At 28.6% G+C, this 25,749-nt stretch carries 22 protein-coding genes and 1 pseudogene; 7 read left to right on the top strand and 16 right to left on the bottom strand.

The features are described 5' to 3' along the window. Positions 1–16: 16 nt before the first annotated feature. The 8 genes from L3J60_RS02330 to htpG all read right to left on the bottom strand — a co-directional run bounded on the left by L3J60_RS02330 (position 17) and on the right by htpG (position 12,311). Positions 17–1,264 (bottom strand): restriction endonuclease subunit S, encoded by a 1,248-nt coding sequence (locus L3J60_RS02330; RefSeq protein WP_291973871.1) that lies wholly within the window; start codon positions 1,262–1,264, stop codon positions 17–19. A 1-nt stretch (position 1,265) separates the two neighbouring features. Further along, positions 1,266–3,551 (bottom strand): N-6 DNA methylase, encoded by a 2,286-nt coding sequence (locus tag L3J60_RS02335; protein WP_291973872.1) that lies wholly within the window; start codon positions 3,549–3,551, stop codon positions 1,266–1,268. Between the two features lie 2 nt (positions 3,552–3,553). Then, on the bottom strand, positions 3,554–3,832 hold the full coding sequence (locus L3J60_RS02340) for a helix-turn-helix transcriptional regulator (RefSeq protein ID WP_291973873.1): 279 nt from the start codon (positions 3,830–3,832) through the stop codon (positions 3,554–3,556). 432 nt (positions 3,833–4,264) lie between these two features. Beyond that, a complete protein-coding gene (locus L3J60_RS02345; RefSeq protein WP_291973874.1) occupies positions 4,265–4,657 on the bottom strand; it encodes an NUDIX hydrolase in 393 nt (130 codons plus the stop codon). Further along, positions 4,657–5,328 (bottom strand): hypothetical protein, encoded by a 672-nt coding sequence (locus L3J60_RS02350; protein WP_291973875.1) that lies wholly within the window; start codon positions 5,326–5,328, stop codon positions 4,657–4,659. The genes L3J60_RS02345 and L3J60_RS02350 overlap by 1 nt, the downstream gene beginning before the upstream one ends. Positions 5,329–5,625: 297 nt before the next feature. Beyond that, entirely contained in the window at positions 5,626–7,794 is a 2,169-nt protein-coding gene (locus tag L3J60_RS02355) for a LamG-like jellyroll fold domain-containing protein (RefSeq protein ID WP_291973876.1), read from the bottom strand. A 12-nt stretch (positions 7,795–7,806) separates the two neighbouring features. Next, positions 7,807–10,257, bottom strand: coding sequence for a LamG-like jellyroll fold domain-containing protein (locus L3J60_RS02360; RefSeq protein ID WP_291973877.1), 2,451 nt, complete (start codon positions 10,255–10,257; stop codon positions 7,807–7,809). A gap of 164 nt (positions 10,258–10,421) precedes the next feature. Next, a complete protein-coding gene (gene htpG / locus L3J60_RS02365; RefSeq protein WP_291973878.1) occupies positions 10,422–12,311 on the bottom strand; it encodes a molecular chaperone HtpG in 1,890 nt (629 codons plus the stop codon). 151 nt (positions 12,312–12,462) lie between these two features. On the opposite strand from htpG, the gene L3J60_RS02370 reads away from it, so the two are divergent. Continuing rightward, the gene (locus tag L3J60_RS02370) at positions 12,463–13,152 is read left to right on the top strand and encodes a nitroreductase family protein (protein WP_291973879.1); all 690 of its coding nucleotides are present in this window, start codon (positions 12,463–12,465) and stop codon (positions 13,150–13,152) included. Between the two features lie 194 nt (positions 13,153–13,346). Continuing rightward, the gene (locus L3J60_RS02375) at positions 13,347–14,354 is read left to right on the top strand and encodes a beta-ketoacyl-ACP synthase III (RefSeq protein WP_291973893.1); all 1,008 of its coding nucleotides are present in this window, start codon (positions 13,347–13,349) and stop codon (positions 14,352–14,354) included. Positions 14,355–14,548: 194 nt separating this feature from the next. Here the strand turns inward: L3J60_RS02375 and L3J60_RS02380 are convergent, their stop codons facing one another. From L3J60_RS02380 to pyrR, 7 genes are read right to left on the bottom strand one after another with little or no spacing between them, the layout of a single operon-like run. Beyond that, positions 14,549–15,391 carry an endonuclease/exonuclease/phosphatase family protein gene (locus L3J60_RS02380; RefSeq protein WP_291973880.1) on the bottom strand — a complete coding sequence of 281 codons (843 nt, stop codon included), beginning with the start codon at positions 15,389–15,391 and terminating at the stop codon, positions 14,549–14,551. Beyond that, positions 15,391–16,017, bottom strand: a complete 627-nt coding sequence (locus tag L3J60_RS02385) for a class I SAM-dependent methyltransferase (RefSeq protein ID WP_291973881.1) — start codon at positions 16,015–16,017, stop codon at positions 15,391–15,393. The genes L3J60_RS02380 and L3J60_RS02385 overlap by 1 nt, the downstream gene beginning before the upstream one ends. A gap of 12 nt (positions 16,018–16,029) precedes the next feature. After that, positions 16,030–16,947 (bottom strand): ribonuclease Z, encoded by a 918-nt coding sequence (locus tag L3J60_RS02390; RefSeq protein WP_291973882.1) that lies wholly within the window; start codon positions 16,945–16,947, stop codon positions 16,030–16,032. Continuing rightward, a complete protein-coding gene (locus L3J60_RS02395; RefSeq protein ID WP_291973883.1) occupies positions 16,944–17,297 on the bottom strand; it encodes a T9SS type A sorting domain-containing protein in 354 nt (117 codons plus the stop codon). Before L3J60_RS02395 ends, L3J60_RS02390 begins: the two co-directional genes overlap by 4 nt. Before the next feature lie 16 nt (positions 17,298–17,313). Beyond that, positions 17,314–17,646, bottom strand: a complete 333-nt coding sequence (locus tag L3J60_RS02400; protein ID WP_291973884.1) for a hypothetical protein — start codon at positions 17,644–17,646, stop codon at positions 17,314–17,316. Between the two features lie 6 nt (positions 17,647–17,652). Continuing rightward, complete coding sequence (locus tag L3J60_RS02405; RefSeq protein WP_291973885.1) at positions 17,653–18,582, bottom strand: aspartate carbamoyltransferase catalytic subunit; 930 nt, start codon at positions 18,580–18,582, stop codon at positions 17,653–17,655. 3 nt (positions 18,583–18,585) lie between these two features. Continuing rightward, positions 18,586–19,125, bottom strand: a complete 540-nt coding sequence (gene pyrR / locus L3J60_RS02410) for a bifunctional pyr operon transcriptional regulator/uracil phosphoribosyltransferase PyrR (RefSeq protein ID WP_291973894.1) — start codon at positions 19,123–19,125, stop codon at positions 18,586–18,588. A 136-nt stretch (positions 19,126–19,261) separates the two neighbouring features. On the opposite strand from pyrR, the gene L3J60_RS02415 reads away from it, so the two are divergent. The 5 genes from L3J60_RS02415 to L3J60_RS02435 all read left to right on the top strand — a co-directional run bounded on the left by L3J60_RS02415 (position 19,262) and on the right by L3J60_RS02435 (position 25,574). Next, complete coding sequence (locus L3J60_RS02415) at positions 19,262–20,659, top strand: tetratricopeptide repeat protein (RefSeq protein ID WP_291973886.1); 1,398 nt, start codon at positions 19,262–19,264, stop codon at positions 20,657–20,659. Positions 20,660–20,694: 35 nt separating this feature from the next. After that, positions 20,695–21,624, top strand: a complete 930-nt coding sequence (locus L3J60_RS02420) for a DUF368 domain-containing protein (protein WP_291973887.1) — start codon at positions 20,695–20,697, stop codon at positions 21,622–21,624. Positions 21,625–21,631: 7 nt separating this feature from the next. Beyond that, complete coding sequence (locus tag L3J60_RS02425) at positions 21,632–22,657, top strand: DUF368 domain-containing protein (protein WP_291973888.1); 1,026 nt, start codon at positions 21,632–21,634, stop codon at positions 22,655–22,657. After that, positions 22,650–23,393, top strand: coding sequence for a shikimate dehydrogenase (locus L3J60_RS02430; protein ID WP_291973889.1), 744 nt, complete (start codon positions 22,650–22,652; stop codon positions 23,391–23,393). Before L3J60_RS02425 ends, L3J60_RS02430 begins: the two co-directional genes overlap by 8 nt. Before the next feature lie 123 nt (positions 23,394–23,516). Further along, the gene (locus tag L3J60_RS02435; RefSeq protein WP_291973890.1) at positions 23,517–25,574 is read left to right on the top strand and encodes a DUF349 domain-containing protein; all 2,058 of its coding nucleotides are present in this window, start codon (positions 23,517–23,519) and stop codon (positions 25,572–25,574) included. Between the two features lie 54 nt (positions 25,575–25,628). On the opposite strand, the pseudogene L3J60_RS02440 reads toward L3J60_RS02435, so the two are convergent. Further along, a pseudogene (locus L3J60_RS02440) lies at positions 25,629–25,749 on the bottom strand (IS1595 family transposase); the annotation flags it as partial.

Below are 25,749 nucleotides of genomic sequence, written 5' to 3' on the forward strand. Positions count from 1 at the left end.
AATATTTATTTTCATACTAACTAAATATTTCCTCCTCAAACTCCTGTATTGCCTTTACTCTATTTTCTTTGGCTTGTTTTTGTAAATCTTTGATTTGTTGCTTTAAGTCTGAAATATGATTAGTAATTTGGGTTTGGATTTTTAATGGAGGAAGGGGAACAGGTACATTTATAAGATTTTGTTGAGATATTGAAGGCTGTGCCGACAAAACTTTATACCTATTCAAATCAATAAAACTCAAAACAATGCTTAAAAAATAGATTTCAAATTTATCGTTTAATTTATCTGTTAAAAAAGCATTATCTGTAACCCAATATTTACCATCTACTAAATGAACATTTCCACAATATTCACCAACTCTACCAATTATAATCCTTTTTCCTTGGTGAATGAATTCATTATGATATCCATTTAAACCATTTCCACCATAAACTTTATATTCGCCTTTTATTTGAAATTTTTTTGGTAAAAATTCTCCACTTTTAAAAGATAAGATTTTTCCTAAACTAATATTTGGAAAAATTCTCGATTTGTATGCAGTATTTATATTCCAAATAGACCATATTTCAATTTCTTTAAATTGCACAAACTGCAAACCTTTTACATTTTCCTTTTCCTCCAATTTTTCAATTCCCAACACATCAAACAAGTACTCCTCAATTTCCTGTTCCAATTGTTTGGCTTTTTGTTCTTGGTCATTTGCTAATTTTATTTTGCTGTTGTAATTGGAAACTATACGGTTTTGTTCTGCAAGTGGTGGAAGCGGGATTTTGATTTTAGAAAGGGTATCAAATTTTAAATTTTGACGAACAGAACCAGTTGTATTATCTCGTATAATTTGATTGAATATATCCGTTTTGAACATTCTGTACAAGAATTCTGAAGACAAGTCCTTTTGTGTTTCAAAAACCACATAAGCTGGACTAATAAAATCATTTTTCTGCTTTTCCGTTTTCCAACCAATTGAACCTACATTAACACGATAAGGATTGTAAGCTAAGTCTTGATTTTCAACACGTTTATAGGATTGGTTAATATTCTTTCCAAACTCTTTGTAAGCATCAAAAAGCCCGACTTTATTATTTACACCTAATATGCCAAATTCTTTATCAGGAAAATTAAAAAGTTTTGTTTTCTCACTTCTTTCTGTTATATAATTTGACAATTCAACAATATTATATTTAGAAGAAATGTTTGATTTAACAAATCTTTTAACGTCCCACATATAAAATTCTGAATATGGGATTGTTTTTAATATTTTCATACTATTTACCATAAAACACCTCAGGTTCTTGTGCAATTTGTTCGGCACCAATTAATAATTGTCGGTAAAAATTACCTTCATTATCTACATCATATTTTATCTCGTCAAATTTTCCTTTCCATAAATGATTGGTTTCTCTATAAGTTTTAAATTCTTTAGCTAATGGTTCTAACTCATTTTCAATTTTTGAACCAGTTGTACTAATTCCAGCTTTTTCAACTTCTGCAATTGGTATTTGATAATCGAAGTCATTTTTTATCTGTGCCTTAATTTCTGTAGCAATTCTTTCTTGTAAGGTTTTAAGTTCTTTTCGCAATTTCTTTTTTTCGACTGCTTTTGGTGCTTCTTTTCCTCTTAAAGCTAATTTCTCATTAATTGGTTTCGTTTGTGGTTCGTATTTTTTTTCAATATCCTTTTTTGCTTTGCTTGCTATTGTTGCCCATTGTTTTGCTTCTTCTTCTGTAAATTTTTTGAAAAATAATAAACTTGGTTTTACGGTTGCACCACTTGCAATAAATACGTCTTGTGGTATGGAAGTTATTAGTATAATTTTAGCTTTACTTTCTACAAAATATCTAATTTTTTGTAAGTTGCTATTGTTTAAAACACCTTCTGGTAACACAATTCCCATTCTTCCGCCTGGTTTTAGCAAACGCAAACTGCGTTCAATAAAAAGCACTTCGGTAAGCGTGCTCATTTTGCCAGTTTCGTATAAACTCAAAAGTGGTTCGCCAATATTATCAGTAATTTGTCGCATTGCCTTTTCGTATTCTTTTCCGTAACGCTTTTTGTACATTGCAATACGTTTTTCGTCGGTGTATTTGTCGGCTTCTGTAATTTTTAAACTTTTTTCAACACGAGAACCAAAGGGCGGATTTGTAAGGATAATATCAAAACGATTTTCAAAAACTCCGTTTACATTTAGTAAACCATCATTATGATGAACGCCACCGTGTCCGTCTCCGTGCATAATCATATTCATTTTTGCAGTACGGCTCATTCGCGGGTTGGCATCTGTACCGAAAATACAATCATAAGATAATTCCCTTATCCTACTTTTAGGATTATTAATATCTAATTCTTTTTCTAATTTTTGAAGTAAATCATCAACTTTTAATTGAACTATAGCTTTATTGTCCTCCGAACATTTATCATATTCTTCATTATAATATGTTTTTCTGATTAAATTTTTTTGTTCTTGTATTTCTTGCTCTATTTTATAACGAACATATTCAAAGGCTTTTATTAAAAAGCCACCAGAGCCACAAGCGGGGTCGCAAATAATTTCGCCTTCTTGTGGGTCGAGAACTTCTACCATAAAGTCAACGATTGTTCTTGGTGTAAAAAACTGTCCTAATTCTCCTCTAAATGTTTTACCTAGAAATTTTTCAAAAGCAATACCTTTTACATCATCAGAGGTTGTAGAAAGATTGTATTTTTCTAATTTTTCTACAATAGCTTCAAAACTATTTTCTCTAATTCGTAATGTTTCATTTTGAGCAAATAAGTCATCCTTTTCAAAATCTTGTTTTGTTTTTTCAAAAAGTTGTTGGTAAAATGGTTTTGCATCTGTTACTCCCATTTCTGAATTTAACTTGTGGTAATTTTTTCGATTTTCAACGAATCGTTTTTTTGAAAATATTTGAGCTTCATTATTATCTCTTTCATAACGAATTTTAATAAATAAAACTTTGCTTATTTCGTCAAAAGCGGCTTCTGGAGAAAGTTTGTCGTTATTTCTAATAATGTTATGACACTGCAATAACACTCTTGAAAACTCATCTCTTGTAAAGGCTTTTGTTTGTTTTAAAAGTTCGTTTATTTTCTTTTCGTTGTTTACAATTTTTGCATCAGGAATGTCAATAATTTCTTCCAGTCGCTTTGGAATTTTCCCCTTTACAACTTTAAAAACTCTGGTTTCTTTTAAGTTTGTGGTAACAAAAAAGTCGGCACCTGCCCAAGAAGCATAATTTGAACCTTGAAAACAATCTTCTTCACGAATGGTGATGTTTTCGGCTTTACACTCAACCACAATAACAGGGCTATTATCCTCATTTTTATCTTCCTTGTTTTTCCAAACCACAATATCGGCTTGTGCTCGTCCTTGTCCTCTTGAAGAATTACTAACCGTTACTTCTTGTTTCATTTGTTCTAATGAAAAACTATAGTGATTTATTAGATTGCAAATGTATTTTTGTCTTACTTCTTCTTCAGGAGTTTTTACTAACCATTTATCCTTTAAAGGAGCAAAGATTTTGTTGTCTTTTATTTTGATTTCGCACTCCATAGTTATTTCGATTTAATAATTTGTTTTAGGCTTTCAAGCAGATAAGGTTCATTATTATATTCTGCTTTTATTTTCTCGGTCAAGTAGAGAATTTGCAGTTTTTTAAAATCAATGTTTAATTGTTTGGATAGAATAGGAATGAGGTCAGAAGTTGCAAACCTTTCTGAACGCTCAATTTTGCTCAATATTGAAGTATCCACATCCAATTCAGCTGCAACTTTTCGGAGTGGTAGTCCTTTTTTTTCTCTATGTTTTCGTATTAACTCTCCAAATTTTTCCATTTTGAATTTTTATTTTGGAATTATTTTTCAAAGATAGATATTTTTTTCGGAGTTCTTGGAGCGTTGGAAAAAAAAGAGCTCTTTTGGTTTTTAAAGGTTAGATTTTGAGTTGGGAAAAATCCAAATGTGCTATTTGTACGGTTGTTTCTGTTTAAAGTTACATTTTATCAGGATTAAAATCGCTAAAAATTTGTTAAATATAACTCGTTGTGCATTTTGATTCTTTAAACATACTATTAGGTCAATTCAAGCCTGCCTGCCTGACGGCAAGGCAGGTATTTTTTGATAAAAAATGGTATTGAGAACGGTTGTTTTTAACTGAAAAACCTATTCTCGATACTAATTTTAAGCCTAAAAAGGCTAAAATTCACTCGAATTGACGAAATTTTATCATAATGCACAACGTGTTAAATATAATATACTGATAATCAATTAACTGTATTTTAATAATTGATTTTGACACAAAAGTTCAAGTACTTCTTTGTAGTCAAATGAAAGTTTTAGTTTTATAGCTTTTTGGTAAGTAAACCAATTAAAATCCATCACTTCCAATTCTTGAATTTTAATTTTTCCAGTCCAATTTCCTAGAAAACGAAAATATTTTCGGTTTTGCCAAATACCTGTTTTTAAAATAGAAGTTGGGGTAAAATCTAAATTGCATTCTTCTTTAACTTCTCTAATTACATTTTGTTCAGCCGTTTCTCCTTTTTCAGCTCTTCCGCCAGGACAACCCCAATATTTAGGATGATTTTGAGTATAATTTGAACGTTGAAGTAATAAAATTTTCTTGTTTTGAAGAATGATTCCTGAGGCTGCTAAAATCATTAGTTTTGTTTAATAATACCTAAAGTGGCAGTTTGCCCAGTGGTCAAATTCCATTCTTTATCAGATAATAAATTTCCATTTTCATCATAAACACTAAATTCAGCAGTATTTGGACCTGAAAAACCTTGATTTAAAGCTTGAAAATCTATTCGGTTATAACCATCTTTTAGTTTAACATACAATACAAAATAATTGCTTTTTAGCCCAATGTTGTCACTTATAACTTGTTGGTTTAAGTAAACTTTAATCCGGTCTCCATCTACATAACTATGATCTCGTGTTTCAATTTTAACGGTTCTACTTCTAGTGGTAACAGTACCTAAACCAAAAGTGCTGGCTAAACTTTTATGGGTAACATCTTTATTATTCCAATATCTAACCCCAATAATATCTTTGTCTTCTGGTCGATTTTCTAATAAAATACTTTGGTGATTATTATTTGAATATTTTTTCAAATTCTGATTAATAGCATCGGTATTTAGCTGCTTGTTGCTATTAATATTGTAGTTTGTATTAGGATTAACTCTAGTATTTGAGGAATTAGCTTTTAATTGATTGGTTGAGGTGGTTACACCAACTTCATTATTTATGGTATGTGTACTATCCGATTGCGAAAATGAAGCAATGGAAGTACAAGTTAAAATAATAGTAAGTATTAATTTTTGTATCATATAACTTTTTATATGGAACTTAATTACAAAAAAAGTGCCAATAATTTTAATAGGAAGTAAAAATACTAAAAAAAGTCTCAATGGTTGTTGAGACTTTTTATTAATTGTTTGTTAAAGTAAGCTAATAACCTGAGTTCGATGTAAACAAATTACTTGATTTCGATACAAAATTCTTTCAGAATTTCACTCAATCTGACGTAATTTGTAAACAAAACACGTCAATTCGAGTAATTTTCAATAGAAAATGGTATCGAGAATAGCGTTTTGAACAACTAAATCCTTATATTGAACTCAGGTTTAATAGCTTAAAAATTTTAAAGTATTATAATTACTATTTTTATCTTCTACTTTTAAAATATACATTCCTTTTTGAAGATTGGTAATTGGTATTTGTCTTTTAATTTTTGAAGTTGTAAATACTTTTTGACCTAATAAATTATAGATTTCAATATTTTTAATGTCATTCAAATTTTGGGTGTTTTTAAAATACAATGTGTTTTTAGAAACATAAAAAGTATTGGCTTGTTTCAATTGATTATCTGCAATGTCCAATGAGTTATTATTGTATAGTGCTAAAACATCAGATTCTGTAAGTGCAGCTTTATAAATTCTCAAATCATCAATACTTCCATTAAAAAATTCGGCTCTATATCTTGCTCCAATGGTAAGGTCATTTGTAACTAATCCATATGGGCTAGTAACTGTTGTATGTGTAGCTAATACCCCATTAACATACACTTGTTTAGAATCATCAGTATTAGAAACTACTACTATATGATTCCAATCATTCACTATAAGTGGTAAACTATTTGAATTGGCAAAGTTCTTATATTCAAATTGTATATACCCTGTCGATTTAGCTCTTAACAAATAATTAGTATTGGAGGTATAATTAGATTTACCTAAAATCATGGCATTTTGAAGTGAGTTTGGTTTTACCCATACTGAAATGCTTAATTCATTACTACAATTTAAAATATCATCATGGGCAATAGTAATGATATCATTTCCATCAAAACTATAAGCACTATCAGAGTTTCCGAATCTATCAGATGAAAGGGTTGCTCCACTTACGGTTCCGTTTAGGTTGTTTCCACTTTCATCATTGGCATTTCCGTTAAATGGATAGTAAGCTATTAAGGTTTTATAATCATTTTTAATTTCTGTTTCGGTTAAGGCTTTGTTGTACACTTTTACTTCATCAATATCTCCATTAAAATATCTGCCATAAGCATATAACATACCAATATAAATTGGGTATTGATTGCTTGTATGAATATTATTATCAGCACCGTTAAAAGCAGCTGTTGTTGTTAATTTATTGCCATCACCATAAAATAAAATATTAGTTAAATTAGCTCCAATTGTATTGTCAAAAACCACGGTATAATAATGCCAGTTTCCATCGCTATTATCAAATGCTTTATTTAATTCGCCGCCACCTAAACCTACGGCTAAGCCACGTGCTTTTGAGTTTATGCTAATATCAAATCTTGCTCCATAATCAAAACTAGTTGGGGAAATACCATAACTTAAGACAACATTTCCATAATTTGTAGTTAGAAGAACATTGGTTTTAGCCCAAAAAGAAATGGTTCTATCAGCACCGCCTAAAGGACCAGGAAATAAACATTGAATATCATTATCAACTCCATTAAAATGATACGCGCTGTTAGCAATTCCAAATCTGTCGGTTGTTAATGTAGCACCGTGTACTGTTCCATTATTTTCAGAACCACTTTCATCATTAGCGTTTCCATTAAAAGGGTAGTAGGCTACCAATCCGTTAATTTCATTTTGAATTTCTTGTAAGGATAAAGCTTTTTTATAAATTTTAATATCGTCTATTGCACCTTTATAAAATTGTGCAATGTTTGAACCACTGCCAATAGTTAAATTTCTTGAGTTTATAATACTTCCTGTATAAGTTGTTGATTTTGAAATATCTAAAACTCCATCAACATAAATTGTGATACTAACTCCACTTTTAAAAACAGTAGTAATATTGTGCCAATTAGTATCATATAAATGAATTGCTCCCCTGTTTTCAATTCCGTTTCCGACAGTAAATTCGAACCAGCTATAAGGAAGATCTCCAGAGCCTGCCCCTAAAGCATAACTTGGTTCCCCATATGAACCTTTGTATTTTGAAATAAGGTAGGTGGCATTGTTTTGTGCATCGTATTTACACCAATAAGAAATTGTAAAAGATTCACCAGTTTGAATATTGATATTTGGATTATCAGTAATAGAAATATAATTACTACTACCATCAAAATAATAAGCACTATTTGCAACACCAAATCTATCGGTTGTTAATGTAGCTCCATTTACGGTGCCGTTATTTGCGTTTCCACTTAAGTCGTTTGCATTTCCATTAAAAGGATAATAAGCAACCAAACTAGATTGTGCATAAAAGAACAAAGGAAACATCAAAAAAGTTACTAAAAGTTGTATTTTTTTCATGATTGTAGAGTTTTAAAAAATTATAAATTTTAAGGTGTTGTACTTACCATTTTTATTTTCGACCTTAAGAATATAAACACCTGTTTTTAAGCTGTTAAATAATATTTTGTTGGTAATAATATCAGTTTGGTAAACCTTTTGCCCTAGCATATTAAAAACAATAATATTTTTAATATTATTTAAATTTTGAGTGTTTTTAAAATACAATGTGTTGTTGTTTACATAAAAACCTAGGTTTGTATTAAGTTTTTCAGTTGCAACAGCAAGAGTTTCAGCAGTGTATAAAGCTAAAACTTCTGAGGCAGTTAGAGCAGCGTTATAGATTCTTATATCATCCATCTTTCCCTTCACAAAACCTGAATAAATAATATTGGAAGGATCACGTCTACCAATATAGATATCGTTAGGACTTGATTTTAAAAAATCACTATCTTGAATAACTGTTGTTTGTTCTATACCATTTATAAATATTTTTTTTGTCCCATTACTATTATCATAAGTTCCTGTTAACATAACCCATTGATTATTGTAATCGTTAAATGAATGGAAATTATTACCACTGCTGCCAATTGTTAAAGCTAATATACCATTTGCGTTTGCGGGTTCATTAGTAAATATTAATTCGTAACCAGCGTTTGTACCCCAACCGCCTTTAGAAATACCTTTCCATGTATTATCAGTTAATGGATTATCATTATACAACCACATTGATATTGAAAGATCACTATTGTAAATATCAAGAGAGTTACTGTTTGGTACTTGTATAAAATCGCTAATTCCATTAAAAGAGTAGGCACTATCGGCGTTTCCAGATTTATCAGTAGTTAAAGTGGCACCGTTTACGATGCCGTTATTTACATTACCACTTTCGTCATTGGCATTACCGTTAAATGGGTAGTACGCAATTAAATTGCTAGCTTTAAAACTTACTTCGTTTCCATAGTATTTAACGCCGTCAAATTGCACCCAAGTTTTGTAATAATACATTTGATTTTCGGTTAAACCGGTAATATTATCGGTGTAAATTCCTAAACCAGTACCTGAATTGGTTGTACTAGTTGCAGTGGTTACATCAAAATTTGGTGTGGTTGCATATACAAACCCTCGTGTAATGGTATTTCCAGTTTCTGCAAAAAGTACTTCGCCATTTAAAGTGGCAGAAGTGGGTTGCTGGTTGGCAGCTTGGTTGGTAATTATATTGGTTAAGGCTTCGTGTGCACCAGCATCCATAGTTGTATTAATGGTTCTGTTGCTGCCAATAATATCTACAGTGGGTGTGTCTGTTGTAGTTGGATATGAAGAATTATCTCCAAAATCAATAGCTGCGGATTGCGGATTTATAGACCAATTAGCATTTAATATTTCATCTAATTCAGCTGACGTAGTTGCATTACCTTTAAAAGAAGTTGGTTTGGTAAATCTCGGATAATTTTCGCCATATATGGCTCCGTTATTAGTGCTTGAAATACCAATATTGGTTCCCATTGTTGAAATATCTTGAATACAATTGTTTTCAACTAGGTGAGAATTACTTGATGCTACATGAGTTGATTGATACGTACTATTTCCCCAAATAATACCATTATAAGTACTGCCATAAGAGCCAAAATGCACTCCATTGCCTCCATTGTTTACAATGGTACAATTGTTAAGAGAACCTTCACTTAAATAAGCTCCTGCTCCATAATTCTCACATTCATTATTAGCGATGACACAATTTATTGCTTTTGGAGCAGTATTAATACCTGTAATTTTTAGACCACCACCAAAATCTACACTTTTGTTGTTAACTATATATGAATTGTAGATTCTCCCGCTTGTACTTATAGAAATGCCACCACCTGAACTAGTTACTTGATTAGAATAGATTTTACAATTGTATATTTCAGCTCTTTTGTAAACATATATTCCACCACCTTCTCCAACAGCATAATTATCGCGTATGGTACAATTTCTAATATATGCATTAGAATCCCCGGAATCTGCAGTTAATATTAAAATACCACCACCATTACTTTCATTAGAACCGCTACCATTAGCATACCCCTTTTCAATAATAAAACCATCCATTTCAGTACTTGAAATTGTATTAAGGAAATAAACTACATGGTATGAATTATCAGTGTTAACTCCAATTGTACCAATATCACCACTTAAAATAGTAGAATATAAATCTAGATCTCTAGTTCCACCTCCAGTTGGAAAACCTCCATATACTTTAACTCCTGAAGGAATACTAAAATAAAATGCTCTGTCAGTTGTAGCTGTTGGATAGTAGGTTCCTTGCGCTACATTTATTGTAGTATTTGTCCCAATATTAGTAATAGCAATTTGTAAATCGGTATAGGCATTTAGCCAATCAGTTCCGTTGTTATTTCCTGTTGCATTTTGATCTACATAAATTGTTTGAGATAATAGTGCATACGGAAAAAGCATTAAAATAAAGAGTATTTTTTTTAGCATAACTTAAATTTTTAAAGAAATTATTTGCTGAGGATAATTTAAAGTTACTATAGAAAATAAAATAAAGTTATGATAAGTATCATAAAACAGAAAAATCCTTAGCGAAAGCTAAGGATTTTTGAAAAGTTTTTACGATTTGGTGATTATTTTTACGATTTGGTGATTTACTTCACCATTTCAAAACTACGTTTTATAAAATTTGTTAATTCTTCTCCTTGTAAAAGTCCTTGAGAAAGTTTTGCCAAATCAAAAGCTTGTTGTATTAAACGTTCTTGTTTCTTTTTAGTTTTGGTGTTTAAAATTTCACTTACCAAATCATTATTAGTATTTATGACTAAATTATACATATCTGGAAAATTTCCCATTCCCATCATTCCACCACCACCAGAAGCTTGCATTTCTTTCATACGTCGCATAAATTCAGGTTGTGTAATAATAAACGGATTAGCATTAGAATCCATAGCTTCCATTTGAACAGTATAGGTTTCTTTTGGAATTACTTCTTCAATAATTGGTTTTAGTTTTTCTTTTTCTTCATCAGAAAGTTTACTAATTTTATTTTCATCTTTTTTAATTAAATTATCAACGTGATCTGCATCTACACGAACAAATTGAACGTCTTTTTTAGCTCCTTCTAATTTTTGTAATAAATGAGATACAATTGGAGAATCTAATAATAAAACGGTGTATCCTTTTTCTTTAGCGGCATTTATATAGCTGTGTTGTGTTTTAACATCAGAAGCGTATAAAACTACTAATTTATTATCTTTATCCGTTTGAATTGGTTTAATTTTTTCTTCTAATTCTGCCCAAGTTAAATATTCTTTATCAACAGTTGGGTACAAAGCAAATTTGTCAGATTTTTCAAAAAATTTATCTTCAGAAAGCATTCCATACTCAATAATAATTTTAATATCATCCCATTTTTCTTCAAAAGCTTTGCGGTCTTTTTTGAATAAGTTGGTTAATTTATCTGCAACTTTACGAGTAATATAACTTGAAATCTTTTTAACCGCTGCATCAGATTGTAAATAAGAACGAGATACATTTAAAGGAATGTCAGGTGAATCAATTACACCACGCAACATTTGTAAAAAGTCTGGTACAATACCTTCCACATTATCAGTTACAAATACTTGACTTTGATAGAGTTGAATTCTGTCTTTTGTAGGATCTAAATTTTTACTTAATTTAGGAAAGTATAAAATACCTGTTAAATGAAAAGGATAATCAACATTCAAATGAATGTGAAATAATGGTTCTTCAAACTGCATTGGATACAATTCTCTGTAAAAAGATTTATAATCTTCATCTTTTAAATCTTTAGGATTTTTGGTCCAAGCAGGTGTAGGATTATTTATAAGATTATCTACCGTAATTTTTTCAGGTTCAGTACCTTCCTTGGCATCTTTTGGTAATGGTAAAGTTTCTTCACGAGTTCCAAATTTAATTGGAATTGGCATAAACTTATTATATTTTTTTAGAAGTTCAGTAATTTTTGAATCTTCTAAAAAGTCTTTAGAGTCTTCATCAATATGTAAAACAATTTCTGTTCCTCTTTCTTTTCTATCAATTTCTTCCAAAGTATATTTTGGACTTCCATCACATTCCCATCGAACTGCTTTAGCATCTTTTTGAAATGATTTAGTAAATATTTCTACTTTATCTGCAACCATAAAGGAAGAGTAAAAACCTAAGCCAAAATGACCAATAATTCCTGAATCTTCTACTTTATCTTTGTATTTTTCTACAAATTCTTCTGCTCCAGAAAATGCGACTTGGTTGATGTATTTTTCAACCTCTTCACCAGTCATACCAACACCTTGGTCAATAATTCTAATTTCTTTTTTCTTTTTATCAACTTTAACTTCAATCATTGGTTCTCCAATATCACCTTTAATTTCACCTAAAGTTGATAAATGTTTTAATTTTAAAGTTGCATCGGTTGCATTCGAAATTAGTTCACGTAAAAATATTTCGTGATCAGAATACAAGAATTTTTTTATAATGGGAAAAATATTTTCAGCCGTTACATTAATATTTCCAGTTGCCATATTTTTATTTTTTTTATGATTTAATGCTTACCTATTGTCAAAAAAAATACCAAACTATTTAAAATGACAAACTGACAGTAAATAAGAGAAAGTTTATTTATCCAAAAGCATTTAAAGAATTTTAGTACTTTTAAAAATTAATTTAATATTTATGAAAAACGACGATTATATTTTAATTGAGGGTTACAAACATATTAGGTATAAACAATATGCCATTTCTGAAGATAAAATGTTAACGCAAAGTTTAAATTATTTCAAAAATTTAAATAAAAGAAGGTCGGTTAGAACTTTTTCTGATAAAAAAATTCATAAGGAAGTTATAGAAAATATTATTAAAACGGCAGGAACTGCTCCATCAGGAGCCAATAAACAACCTTGGACTTTTTGTGTAGTTGAAAATGCAGGTTTAAAGAAAAAAATTAGAATTGCTGCAGAAGAAGAAGAAAAAAGAAGTTATAATGAAAGAATGAGTGATGAATGGTTAGAAGATTTAAAACATTTAGGAACTGATACAAATAAAGAATTTTTAGAAGTTGCACCGTATTTAATAGTAGTTTTTAAACGTCCTTTTGAGTATGATAAAGACGGTAAAAAACATCAAAATTATTATGTAAATGAATCAGTTGGTTTGGCTTGTGGGTTTTTAATTTCAGCCATTCATAATGCTGGTTTAGTTACACTTACGCATACACCAAGTCCTATGCGTTTTTTAGAAAAAATATTAAATCGCCCAGATAATGAACGTGCTTTTTTGTTGTTACCTGTTGGATATGAGTCAGATAAAACTTATGTGCCAGATATTCATAGAAAATCTTTAACTGAAATTATGGAATGGTATTAGTTAAATAGAAACTCCATTATCTTATTTTAATACAGTGTTTTCTCAATATTTAAAGAGGTTAGGCTAAATGTGAAGTTTGCGATTTCGTCAATTTTTATATAAAAGTTATTAACCAAATTTAGGAATTAGTAATAGATTAGTTGTAGGAATATATACTTTTTATTATGTTTGATAAAATTCATAAAAAATATAATATGTACAATTCTAAAATAACTGGACTGGGATACTACGTTCCTGATAATGTTGTAACTAACGATGACCTATCCAAAATGATGGATACTAATGATGCTTGGATTCAGGAAAGAACTGGTATTAAAGAACGGAGATGGATAAAAGAAGGAAGCGAAGATACTTCTGCGGTTATGGGTGCAAAAGCTGCTAGAATTGCAATTGAAAGAGCTGGATTAACAAGTGAAGATATCGAATTTGTAGTTTTTGCTACTTTAAGTCCCGATTATTATTTTCCAGGTTGTGGAGTTCAAATTCAGGAAATGTTAGGCTTAAAAACTGTTGGAGCATTAGATGTTAGAAATCAGTGTTCAGGTTTTATTTATGCCTTGTCTGTTGCCGATAAGTTTGTAAAAACTGGAGACTATAAAAATGTGTTGGTTGTTGGTGCAGAATTCCATTCTGGTGGATTAGATAAAACTACTAGAGGTAGAGGTGTTACCGTAATTTTTGGGGATGGAGCAGGAGCTGCCGTAATTTCAAGAACAGAAGATAATACTAAAGGAATTTTATCTACACATTTACATTCCGAAGGAAAACACGCAGAAGAATTAACCGTTTTAGCACCAAGTATTAGGCATTGGGTTCCTGAAATTATGGAAGCTAACGATAAAAATGATGAATCTTATTTCCCTTATATGAATGGAACATTTGTGTTTAAACATGCGGTAGTTCGTTTTATTGAAGTTATTAGTGAAGGTTTACAAGCCAATAATTTAAGTGCTGAAGATATTAATATGTTTATTCCTCATCAAGCAAACCTTAGAATTTCACAGTTTGTGCAAAAGAAACTTAGGTTATCTGATGATGAGGTTTATAATAACATTATGAAATATGGAAATACAACGGCTGCCTCTATTGCCATTGCATTAACTGAAGCTTGGGAACAAGGTAAAGTTAAAGATAATGATATTGTTGTTTTAGCTGCTTTTGGTAGTGGATTTACTTGGGGAAGTGTTATTATTCGTTGGTAGTTAAAATTTATTTTTAAAATTTAAAAAGCCTCTAAAATGTAAATTTAGAGGCTTTTTTTTAAGATTTTTTGGTTAATTTAATTTAAATAATTACCAATAATTTTTTTTAGTTGTAATATAATAGACGTTTAGTTTATAGTTAACTTACGGCTAGTACGTTGACAATTAGATTTTTATATAAATCTTCCATCATTTTATTCTTTATTACTAACGATTATTAAAACTGGAAAATGATCAGAGATGTAATTATTGTTGTTCAATCGATCATCTATATGAATGTATGATAATACTTTTAAATTAGAAGTAAAAAAATAATCAATTTTTCTAACAGTAGGTTTTTTGTTAAAACCGTTAAAAGTTCCTATTGGACCGTACAATGGTTTTTTTGAAATAGCCAAAGCATCATCTAATTGTGTTTTTAAATATAAAATTGGTTTCTTATTTGGCGTTGCATTAAAATCTCCCATTAAAACAATTGGATAATTTTCAGTATTTACTTCATGAATTTTTTTTACAATTAATTTTGCTGAATTCTCTCGTGCAATTTCACCAATATGGTCAAAATGTGCATTAAAAATCCAAATTTTTCTATTTGTTTTTAAGTTTTTAAAAAGTCCATAAGTACAAATTCTTGGTAAAGCAGCATCCCAACCTTTAGAAACAAAATCAGGAGTTTTTGAAAGCCAAAAGGTTTTAGATTCTAATACTAAATATTTGGTTTTGTTGTAAAATAAAGCACTGTATTCTCCTTTGTTATTACCATCTCTGCCATTTCCAATATAGTTGTAGTTAATTAGAGAACTGTCAATATATGCAACTTGATTTGGAAGTCCTTCTTGAATTCCAAAAATAACTGGTTCATAATTTCTAAGAAGATTTACTAATTTTTCCTTTCTATTGTTCCAGCTATTTTCAAGGTCATTAGGGTTATCATATCTAATATTAAAAGTTAATATTTTTGTGGTTTGAGAAAATGAAAGTTCACTAAAATTGATTAAAATTAATAAAGTAAATAAGTATTTATTAAAGGTTTTCATTAGGATATTTTTTTACAAATCATAATAAATAAAGGATACTTTTTAATGCCATCAGCTAATTTTTTTTCAATTTCAAAGTAGATATTGTAATATTCAACAATAAATCCGTTAGCTTCTAATAGTGTGCTTAATTCATCTTTATCAAAACCATTATGTCCTTCAAAATTAGAATGATTAGCATGAAAAGAGCCATCTTCTTTTACCAAATCTGCAATACATAAAAGTCCGTTATTTTTTAATAATGAACTGAAAATGTTTAAAATTTTTGGAACATCTAAAATATGATGTAAAGTCATCATCGTATAAATTACGTCGAAATTATTTTCTGGTAATTTTTTCTCTAAAAGATTAATTAATTTAGGATGAAAATTAGAAATATGTTCTTTTTTTATTTTTTGTTGTAAAACATCTATCATTCCTTTTGAAGTATCTGTAAGGATAATGGATTTAAAATCATCTTTTAATTGATAACTCAATAATCCTGTTCCACAACCAAATTCAAGTGCTTTTTCTTTTTTATTGGGTTTTAAAAATGCTTTAATTTCAGAGGCAACTTTTTTTGCTCTTAAAATTTTAGTTGGATCGTTGTCCCATTCTTTAGCTTGTTTGTCAAAATGACTACTCATTTTTTTAACTATTTAAATAATTTTAAATGTTTTTCCTTCCTCGGCTAAAACAGTATTTTTGAAAATATTTTGTGCTTCAGTTAAAAAAGTATCTTTAGTTTTATATCGACTACTAAAATGACCAATAATGAGCTGCTTTACGTTTGCCATTTTAGCAATTGTTGCTGCTTGTTGAGCTGTGGAATGTTTGGTGGTTTTTGCCAAGTTTTCTTTATCATTTAAAAAAGTGGATTCATGATATAAACCATCTACTTTATTGATAATTGGAGTAATTTCCGGAAGATATTCAGTATCACTGCAAAAAGCATAACTTAAAGGTTTTGGTGGATTTAAAGTTACTTTTTTGTTTTCAAGAATTTTACCATTTTCTAACTTAAAATCTCTTCCGTTTTTTAAATTTTGATAATCACATATTTTAATATCAGGATAGTTAGCAATGGCGTTTATATTTAATTTTCGTTCGCCTATTTTTTCTTTGAATAGGAAACCATTAGTATAAATTCTATGACTTAAAGGAACAGTGCTAACCATTACTTTTTCATCTTCAAAAATGATTTTGCTTTTGGCAGCATTCAATTCATGAAAATAAAGTGGATATTGTGTCCATGATTTTGATACTTTTAATTGAAGTGTAATAATTTCTTTTAATCCTTTTGGTGCATAAATATGTAATTCAGTTTCACGATTTAATAATCTAAAAGTTGAAATTAATCCTACTAAACCATAAAAATGATCGCCGTGTAAATGAGAAATAAAAATGTGCTTAATTTTATTAAATTTCACTTTGTATTTTCTGAGTTGAACTTGTGTTCCTTCTCCACAGTCCACTAAAAAAGTATGATTTTTAATGGTTACAATTTGAGCTGTTGGATGTGCATTTTCTCTAGGAGTTGCAGAATGACATCCTAAAATAGTAACATCAATACTCATCTAATAATTAATCTTTTTGAAATAACTTCAGTATTAGTTTGTATGGTATAAATGTACATTCCTCTAACAAATTTATTTCTATTAAATATAAAAGAATTAAGTCCTTTTTTTGCTTCAAAAGCTTGATTAAAAATGGTTTTCCCAAGAAGATTTTTAACTGAAAAATCAATGGATTGTTTTCGAATTGATATAAAACTAATTCTGGTGTTTTCAGAAAACGGATTTGGATAAGCGGTAATATTTGAAATTGATGAAGTCATGTCATTTTTAAAAATGGCATTCTTTTCTTTTTGCTGTGCAAAAGAAGCAGTAAAAACTATAAAAAAAAGTAGTAAAAGTAATTTTTTCATCAATAAATATATCTTTTTAAAATCCTAAATCCCTTGAAATAGTATCCATTTCAATAATGTCTAATGCTTCTGTAAATGTTGGAACAATATCCATTTCATCTAACAAATCTTCTTCAAAAGTTTCTTTAAAAATAATCACAAAACTTGTGCCATTTTGCTTATGTTGTTTGCTAATAGGTAAAAATACATTTAAATTTATAGAATCAATGTTAAATATTTCTGAAATATCAATAATTAAATGCTCATTTTTTAACGAATTTTCTTCAAGATTTAATTTTTTTAAAAACTCAGAAAATACTTCTGAGCTGGGTTTTATAAGTGTGTATTTTTTGGTTTTAGTAATTTTCATTTACAATTATTGTTTTATTTGTTGTGCTAATAAATAAATAACAGCCATTCTAACAGCAACTCCATTTTCAACTTGATTTAAAATAATAGATTGGTCGGCATCTGCAACATCACTGGTGATTTCTACACCACGATTTATCGGTCCTGGATGCATAATTACAATTTTTTTATCTAATGAATTTAATAAGGTTTTATTAATGCCAAAAAGTTGAGTATATTCTCTGGTAGATGGAAAATAATTTATGTCCATTCGTTCATTTTGAACTCTTAAAACATTTGCAACATCACACCAGTTTAATGCTTTTTTTAGATTTGTTTCAACAATTACGCCAAGGCTTTCAATATATTTTGGAATTAATGTTTTTGGCCCACAAACCATTACTTCTGCTCCTTGTAATTTTAATGCGTAAATATTTGATAAGGCTACACGAGAATGTAATATATCGCCTATTATTACTATTTTTTTACCTTTTACTTCTCCTAATTTTTCTCGGATGGAAAACGAATCTAATAATGCTTGGGTAGGATGTTCATGAGTTCCATCACCTGCATTTACAATTTTTGCATTTACGTGTTTCGATAAAAAATCACAAGCTCCAACACTAGGATGCCTCATTACAATAATATCTACTTTCATAGATAAAATATTATTAGCGGTATCAATTAAAGTTTCTCCTTTTTTAACGGATGATTGGCTTGCTGAAAAATTAATGATATCTGCGGATAATCTTTTTTCTGCTAATTCAAAGGATAGTTTGGTTCGCGTACTATTTTCAAAAAATAAATTGGCAATAGTAATATCTCTTAAAGAAGGAACTTTTTTTATTGGGCGATTGATAACTTCTTTAAAATGATCAGCAGTTTTAAAAATTAAATCAATATCCGACTTTTTTAGATGCTTTATTCCTATAAGATGTTGTACACTTAACTGATTCATTTTTTAATTATTTATAATGTAAACTGCATCTTTTTTGTCTTTTTCTTTCCAGTTTACCATAACTTTTTCTTTGTTAATAACATCTACTTGTCTTCCTCTATAATCTGGTTGAATAGGTAAATGTCGGCTAAATCTTCTATCGATTAACACCAATAATTCAATGGAAGAAGGTCTTCCAAAAGATTGAATTGCAGTTAAGGCAGCTCTAATACTTCTTCCAGAAAATAGTACGTCATCAATTAAAACCACGTTTTTATTTTCAACAATAAAATTTATATTGGTGGTGTTTGCGGCTATTGGATCTTCTCTTCGCCTAAAATCATCTCTATAAAAGGTAATGTCTAATTGACCAACTTTTATATCTGAGAGTTGATATTCATCTTTTAAAATTTGCACTAAACGGTTTACTAAAAAAATTCCTCTAGGTTGAATACCAATTAAAACAGTAGTTTTAAAATCTTGATGATTTTCAACTAATTGACAGGCCAATCTTTGTAAAATGATGTGAATTTCTTTTTCAGTAAGTAATAATTTTTTACTCATGGGTTTACCAAACATTGTTTGGAATACAAATATACAGTATTTTGTTAATTAAATTGTTAAAAAAAATAAGGTATAATTAAATTAGGTAACATTAGTTCATGTACTTTTATTCTATGAGTATCTAATAGCTCTTACTATGTCTTTAACTCCAAAAGAAGAAAATTTGCCTTTATCAAAGTTTGAATCTATGCTAAAAACAAATAGTGTTTATTTTTTTGATTCTATTGAATTTGAGGAAATTATACATTATTATTTAGAAATGGGTAAAAATGCTTTAGCAAAAAAAGCGATAAATTTAGGATTACAACAACATCCTAATTCCATAAATTTAAAATTACTTAAATCTGAGGTTTTGGTGTTTGATGGAGAATTAGAGAAAGCATCAAATTTGTTAAATACACTTAACGCTATAGAACCTAACAATGAAGAGGTTTATGTTCAGCAAGCAAATATTTTATCTAAAAAAAATGAGCATTTACAAGCCATTAATTTATTAAAATCTGCCCTAGTTTTTACAGATGATGAAGCTGATATTTATGCAATTATTGGTATGGAATATCTATTTTTAGATAATTTTGATGATGCCAGATTTAATTTTGCAAAGTGTTTAGAAGTTGATTTTGAAGATTATTCTTCATTATACAATGTTATTTATTGCTTTGATATGGAAAACAAACACAATGAAGCTGTTTCTTTTTTAAATAATTATATTAATAAAGATCCATATTGTGAAGTTGCTTGGCATCAATTAGGAAGGCAATTTTATATTTTAGAAAAATATGAAGAAGCATTAAAAGCATTTGATTATGCCGTTTTAATTGATGAATATTTTGTTGGAGGATTTTTAGAAAAAGCTAAAACTTTAGAAAAATTAATGCGTTTTGAAGAAGCTATTGAAAATTATACTACCACTTTAGAACTTGATGACCCAACTTCATTTGCTTTTTTAAGAATTGGTGAGTGTTATAATAACTTAGGAAAAACTTCATTAGCAATTCAATTTTATAAAAAAGCAGTACATGAAGATCCATTACTAGATAAAGGATGGATTGCAATTACAGATAATTATATTGACCAAAAACAATATCAAAAAGCATTATATTTTGTAAAAAAAGCAATTGAAATTGATGAGCAAAATAGTTTGTATTGGAGAAAATATGCTGAAATAAATCTAAAACTTTCTTTTTATGAAGAAGTAATTAAAGCATTTTACGAATGTTTAAGATTAGAAGATAATGATTTAGTAATTTGGGTTGGACTCTGTGATACGCAATGTTTTATTGGAGATTTTGAAGAAGCCTTAATTACCTTGCACAAAGCAAGTGTATTTTATCAAAATTTTGCGGAAATTGAATACCGATTTTGTGGATTGTTTTATAAATTTGGAAATAAAGAAAAAGGCAAAATACATTTACAAATGGCTTTAGAAATAGATTTTGAATATCAATCTACTTTAAAAGAATTATTTCCTGATGTTTTTAAATTAACAGAAGCACAAAGCATTATCAAAAACTTTAAAAAATCTTACCTGTAATTATAGTACATTTGTCCGAGATTTAACCTTAACAAATGCAACAGAGAAAATTAAAACACTACTTAATTATTACTTTAAAAGGAATTGCAATGGGAGCTGCAGACGTAGTTCCAGGAGTTTCTGGAGGTACAATTGCCTTTATTTCAGGAATTTATGAAGAACTACTTACTTCTATAAGTGCTATAAATTGGCAAACGATAAAAACATTAAAATCGGATGGAATTAAAGGAGTTTGGAAAGCTATAAATGGGAATTTTTTAGTAGCACTTTTATCTGGAATTTTTATTAGCATTATTTCGTTGGCAAAATTAATTTCTTGGTTATTAGAGCATAAACCGGTAATGGTTTGGTCGTTCTTTTTTGGTTTAGTTTTAGCAAGTATTTTGTATGTAGGGAAACAAATAACAAAATGGAGTCCACTGGTAATAATTGCATTAATTATAGGAGCAGTTTTAGCATTTTACATTACTACATTGCAACCTTTAATTACTCAAAATTCTTCCCCTTTATTTATGTTTTTAGCCGGTGCTTTAGCAATTTGTGCAATGATATTGCCAGGTATTTCTGGGGCATTTATCTTAGTGCTTTTAGGGGCGTATAAACCGGTATTAGATGCCGTACATAATAAAGATATTAAACTTTTAGGAATTGTAGCAGCTGGTGCTGTTGTTGGGTTACTTACTTTTTCAAATATTTTAAAATGGTTGTTTACACATTATAAAAATAGTACGTTAGCCGTTTTAACAGGATTTATATTGGGTTCCTTAAATAAAATTTGGCCTTGGAAAAATGTATTAGAAACTAAACTATTTGATGAAAAATTAGTAGTTATAAAAGAAGTTAGTGTATTCCCTAATTCATATCAAGGAAATCCTGAATTGTTTTGGGCAATACTTTTGGCAGTAATTGGGTTTGTTGTTATAATTCTATTAGAAAAAGTAGCAAATTTTTCGATGAAGAAATAGAAAAATTATGGTACGAAAAGAAAGAAGTTTACTCGATAAATTTTTCCTTTTTATTAAAGGATTAACAATGGGTGCTGCAAATAAAGTTCCCGGTGTTTCTGGTGGTATGGTTTCTTTCGTTTTAGGCTTTTATGAAGAGCTTATATATTCTTTCCGAAAAATTAACTACAAAGCATTTTTATTACTCATAAATGGCAGATTTAAAAGCTTTTATAACTATGTAAACGCTACTTTTTTACTATTGGTTTTAGGAGGCAGTATGTTTAGCTATTTTAGTTTTTCAATTGTACTAGATTATTTATTAAGAAATTATGAATTATATGTTTGGAGTGCTTTTTTTGGAATGATATTAGGATCAATATATTATATATCAAAAGGTTTTAATGATTGGAGATTAAGAAATATTCTAGGAATTGTTTTTGGAGCAACCGTAGGTTTGCTTATTAGTTTTATGAGTCCAGCTACTGAAAATGATAATCTTTGGTTTGTATTTTTATGCGGTATTATAGGCGTTTCAGGAATGACTTTGCCTGGGTTGTCTGGATCATTTATTTTAATTTTAATGGGTAATTATGTGTTATTGCTTGTTGAATCAGTAAATGTTTTACTAAAAACGTTAACACAAATTGTTACTGGAGATTTTAGTTTTATTGATAATATTGAACAATTACATTACTTAAAAATCATAGCTACTTTTACCGCTGGGTCAGCATTTGGGCTTGTTTTTATTTCGCATATATTAGGTTACGTATTAAAGCGTTGGCATCAATTAGTAATTGCTATAATAATTGGTTTTATAACGGGTTCATTAGGAATAGTTTGGCCTTGGAAAAAGGAAATTTACAAAGTTTTTAATGGAGAATTTTTATTGGATGCAAACGGAAATAAAGTAATTCAGAATTTTGAAAGATATTTACCTAATTTTTCCGATTCGCAAACTTTGATTGCTATTTTTTATATTTTATTGGGAGCTGGAGTAATTTTGTTAATAGATAAATATGGCACAAAACAAAAAGAATATATTGATGAATAAACGCACCAAATTTGGATTAATAGGGAAAAACATTTCCTATTCCTTTTCTAAAAAGTATTTCACAGAAAAATTTGAAAAATTAAAGTTAAAAAATCTTAATTACTATAATTTTGATATCCCTGAAATTGAAGAATTTCCATTTCTTTTATATCATAGAGAAGATGATTTTAGAGGTTTAAATGTTACCATCCCGTATAAACAAAGTATTATTAAATATTTAGATGATATTAGTGATGAAGCAAAAGAAATTGGAGCAGTAAATACTATAAAAATAACAAACAATAATAAGTTAATTGGCTATAATACAGATACTTATGGATTTTCAAAATCTATTCGTCCTTTATTAAATGCTGCATCAAAAAAGGCTTTAATTTTAGGAACTGGTGGAGCTTCTAAAGCAATTGCTTATGCCTTAAAACAAATGGATATTGCTTTTAAATTTGTTTCCAGAAATAATAATCTGGGAATTTTATATAGCGATTTAAATAAAGAACTAATAGAAACTCATTTAATCATAATTAATTGTACACCAGTTGGAACTTCACCAAATATTACTGAAAAACCACAAATTCCTTATCAATTTATTACCAAAAACCACATAGCTTTTGATTTAATATACAATCCAGAAGAAACTGCTTTTTTAAAGGCTGCTAAAAAGCAAGGTGCAGTAGTTAAAAACGGATTAGAAATGCTTCAATTACAAGCAGAAAAATCTTGGGAAATATGGAATTCATAAAAAGAATTGCTTAAATTTACGCAACTTTTTATTAAAGTATTCATCTTATAAAAAATGTATTTTTTATAAAATAAGTAAGTATTTAGTTTAAAATGCATAAAAACGAACCTTAAACATTTTTATATGTTAGAAAATAAAGAAAATAGTACCGGCGAAAATGAAATTGAATCAACACCTAAACAAACTGAAAAAAAAATAGAAATTAAAGAGGAAAAACATTCCGAATCTATTGAAAACGTTGAGGAAGAATCTTCTAAAAATACTGTGGATAGTATAGAAGAAACACCTAGTGAGAATAAAATTGAATTACCTGAAAATCAAGAAGCTGAAAAAGAAGTAGTTGAGGAAAATATTGAAGCTACATCTGTTAAAAATGATGATGTAGAACTATCGTCAAATAAAGCAATTGATGAAATAGAAAATAAAGTAGCAGAAGAAGCTGAAAAAGAAAAGGTTGAGTCTGTTCAAATGAAAAATTATAATGATTTTAGCTTAGAAGAATTAGTTGATGAATTAAGAAATTTAATTGAAAAAAACCCAATACAATCTATTAATGACAATGTCAATAAAATTAAAACTGCTTTTAATGTTAAGTTTGGAGAAATACTAAAAAATGAAAAGGAAAAATTTATTAGTGAAGGAGGAGAAAGTATAGATTTTAAATTAGAATTTCCTTTAAAATCAACCTACAATAGTATTCTTTATGATTATAAAGTAAAACGAAATGAGTTTTATAAAAATCAAGAGCAACAATTAAATCAAAATTTAGAAGCTAAACTGAATTTAATAGAAGCATTAAAACAATTAATTGAAAATGCTGATGGAGCTACAATGTATAAAAAGTTTGAAGGAATTAGAAACACATGGAGAGCCACAGGTCCAATTCCTAAAGCAAAGTATAATGATACTTGGCGTACTTATTATCATCATACCGAACGTTTTTATGATTTACTACATTTAAATAATGATTTAAGAGATTTAGATTTTAAACATAATTTAGAAGAAAAATTAAAATTAATTAGCAAAGCTGAAGAACTAACAAAATTAGAAGACGTTTCCTTTGCTTTTAAAGAATTGCAAACGTTACATAAACTTTGGAAAGAAGAAGTTGGGCCTGTTGCCAGAGAATACAGAGATGAAGTTTGGAATAAATTTAGTGAAGCAACCAATAAAATTCATAATAAAAGACATGAGTTTTATAAAGAATTGAAATCTAAATTTGAAGAAAATATCGATAAAAAATTAGCAGTTATCTCTGAAATAGAATTAGTAGATACTTCAAAAAATGCTAATAGATCTGATTGGCAAAAAAGCATTAATGAAATTGAAAAGCTAAGAAATAAATTTTTTAGTATAGGACAAGTTCCCAGAAATAAAAGTAATTTAATTTGGGAAAAATTTAAAACTGCAACTAAGAAATTTAATGCAGAAAAAAACACCTATTTTAAAGAAGTTAAAAAAGAACAACTTGAAAACTTAAACAAAAAAAAGCTACTAATTGAACAAGCAATATCTATAAAAGATAGTGATGACTGGGATGTAGCTACGGATATTTTTAAGAAAATTCAAGCCGATTGGAAAAATATAGGCCACGTTCCTAGAAAATATTCTGATAAACTTTGGAAAGAATTTAAAGATACTTGTAATTATTATTTTGATAGGTTACATAACAAACAAAATGAAGGTAATAAAGAGCAAATTGAAGTTTTTAATAAGAAAAAGGAAATGTATGCTCAATTAAAATTGGAAGTGGATAATAAAACTGAATTCACTTTGGAAACTGTTACAAAATATGTGGATGAATGGAGAACTTTGGGTAGAGTGCCTTATGAAATGAAACATATTGAAGTTAAATTTAATAAGTTGTTAGATAAAATTATTCAATCTTCTGATAAATTAGATAAAACAGAAATAGAAATGATTAAGTTTAAAAACTTAATTAATGGTTATTTAGAACAAAATAATTATAGAAAATTAGATTCAGAGCAATTATTTATTAGAAAAAAAATAGATGAAACTGTTAGAGAAATTCAACAGCTTGAAAATAATTTAGGGTTTATTTCTAATGTAACTGAAGATAATCCTTTAGTTAAAAAGGTTAGAAAAGATATTAATAATTATAAATCTAATTTAGAAATTTGGAAGTCTAAAATAAATTATTTAAGGAAATTAGAGTATTAAAAAAAGCAGCCAATTGGCTGCTTTTTTTAATACATTAGATTTAAATTTATTGAGTTATACACTTAGTATCTGTTTTATTTGATTTTGGTAAATAGGTTTACTTTCTACCATTCTACTAATTGTTTTATGAAATATGTTTTCCTTAAATTGAGAACGATTAATCCTAAAACAAAAT

Origin of the sequence: Lutibacter sp. (assembly GCF_021647475.1) — a bacterium.
Taxonomy (GTDB): Bacteria; Bacteroidota; Bacteroidia; order Flavobacteriales; family Flavobacteriaceae; genus Lutibacter.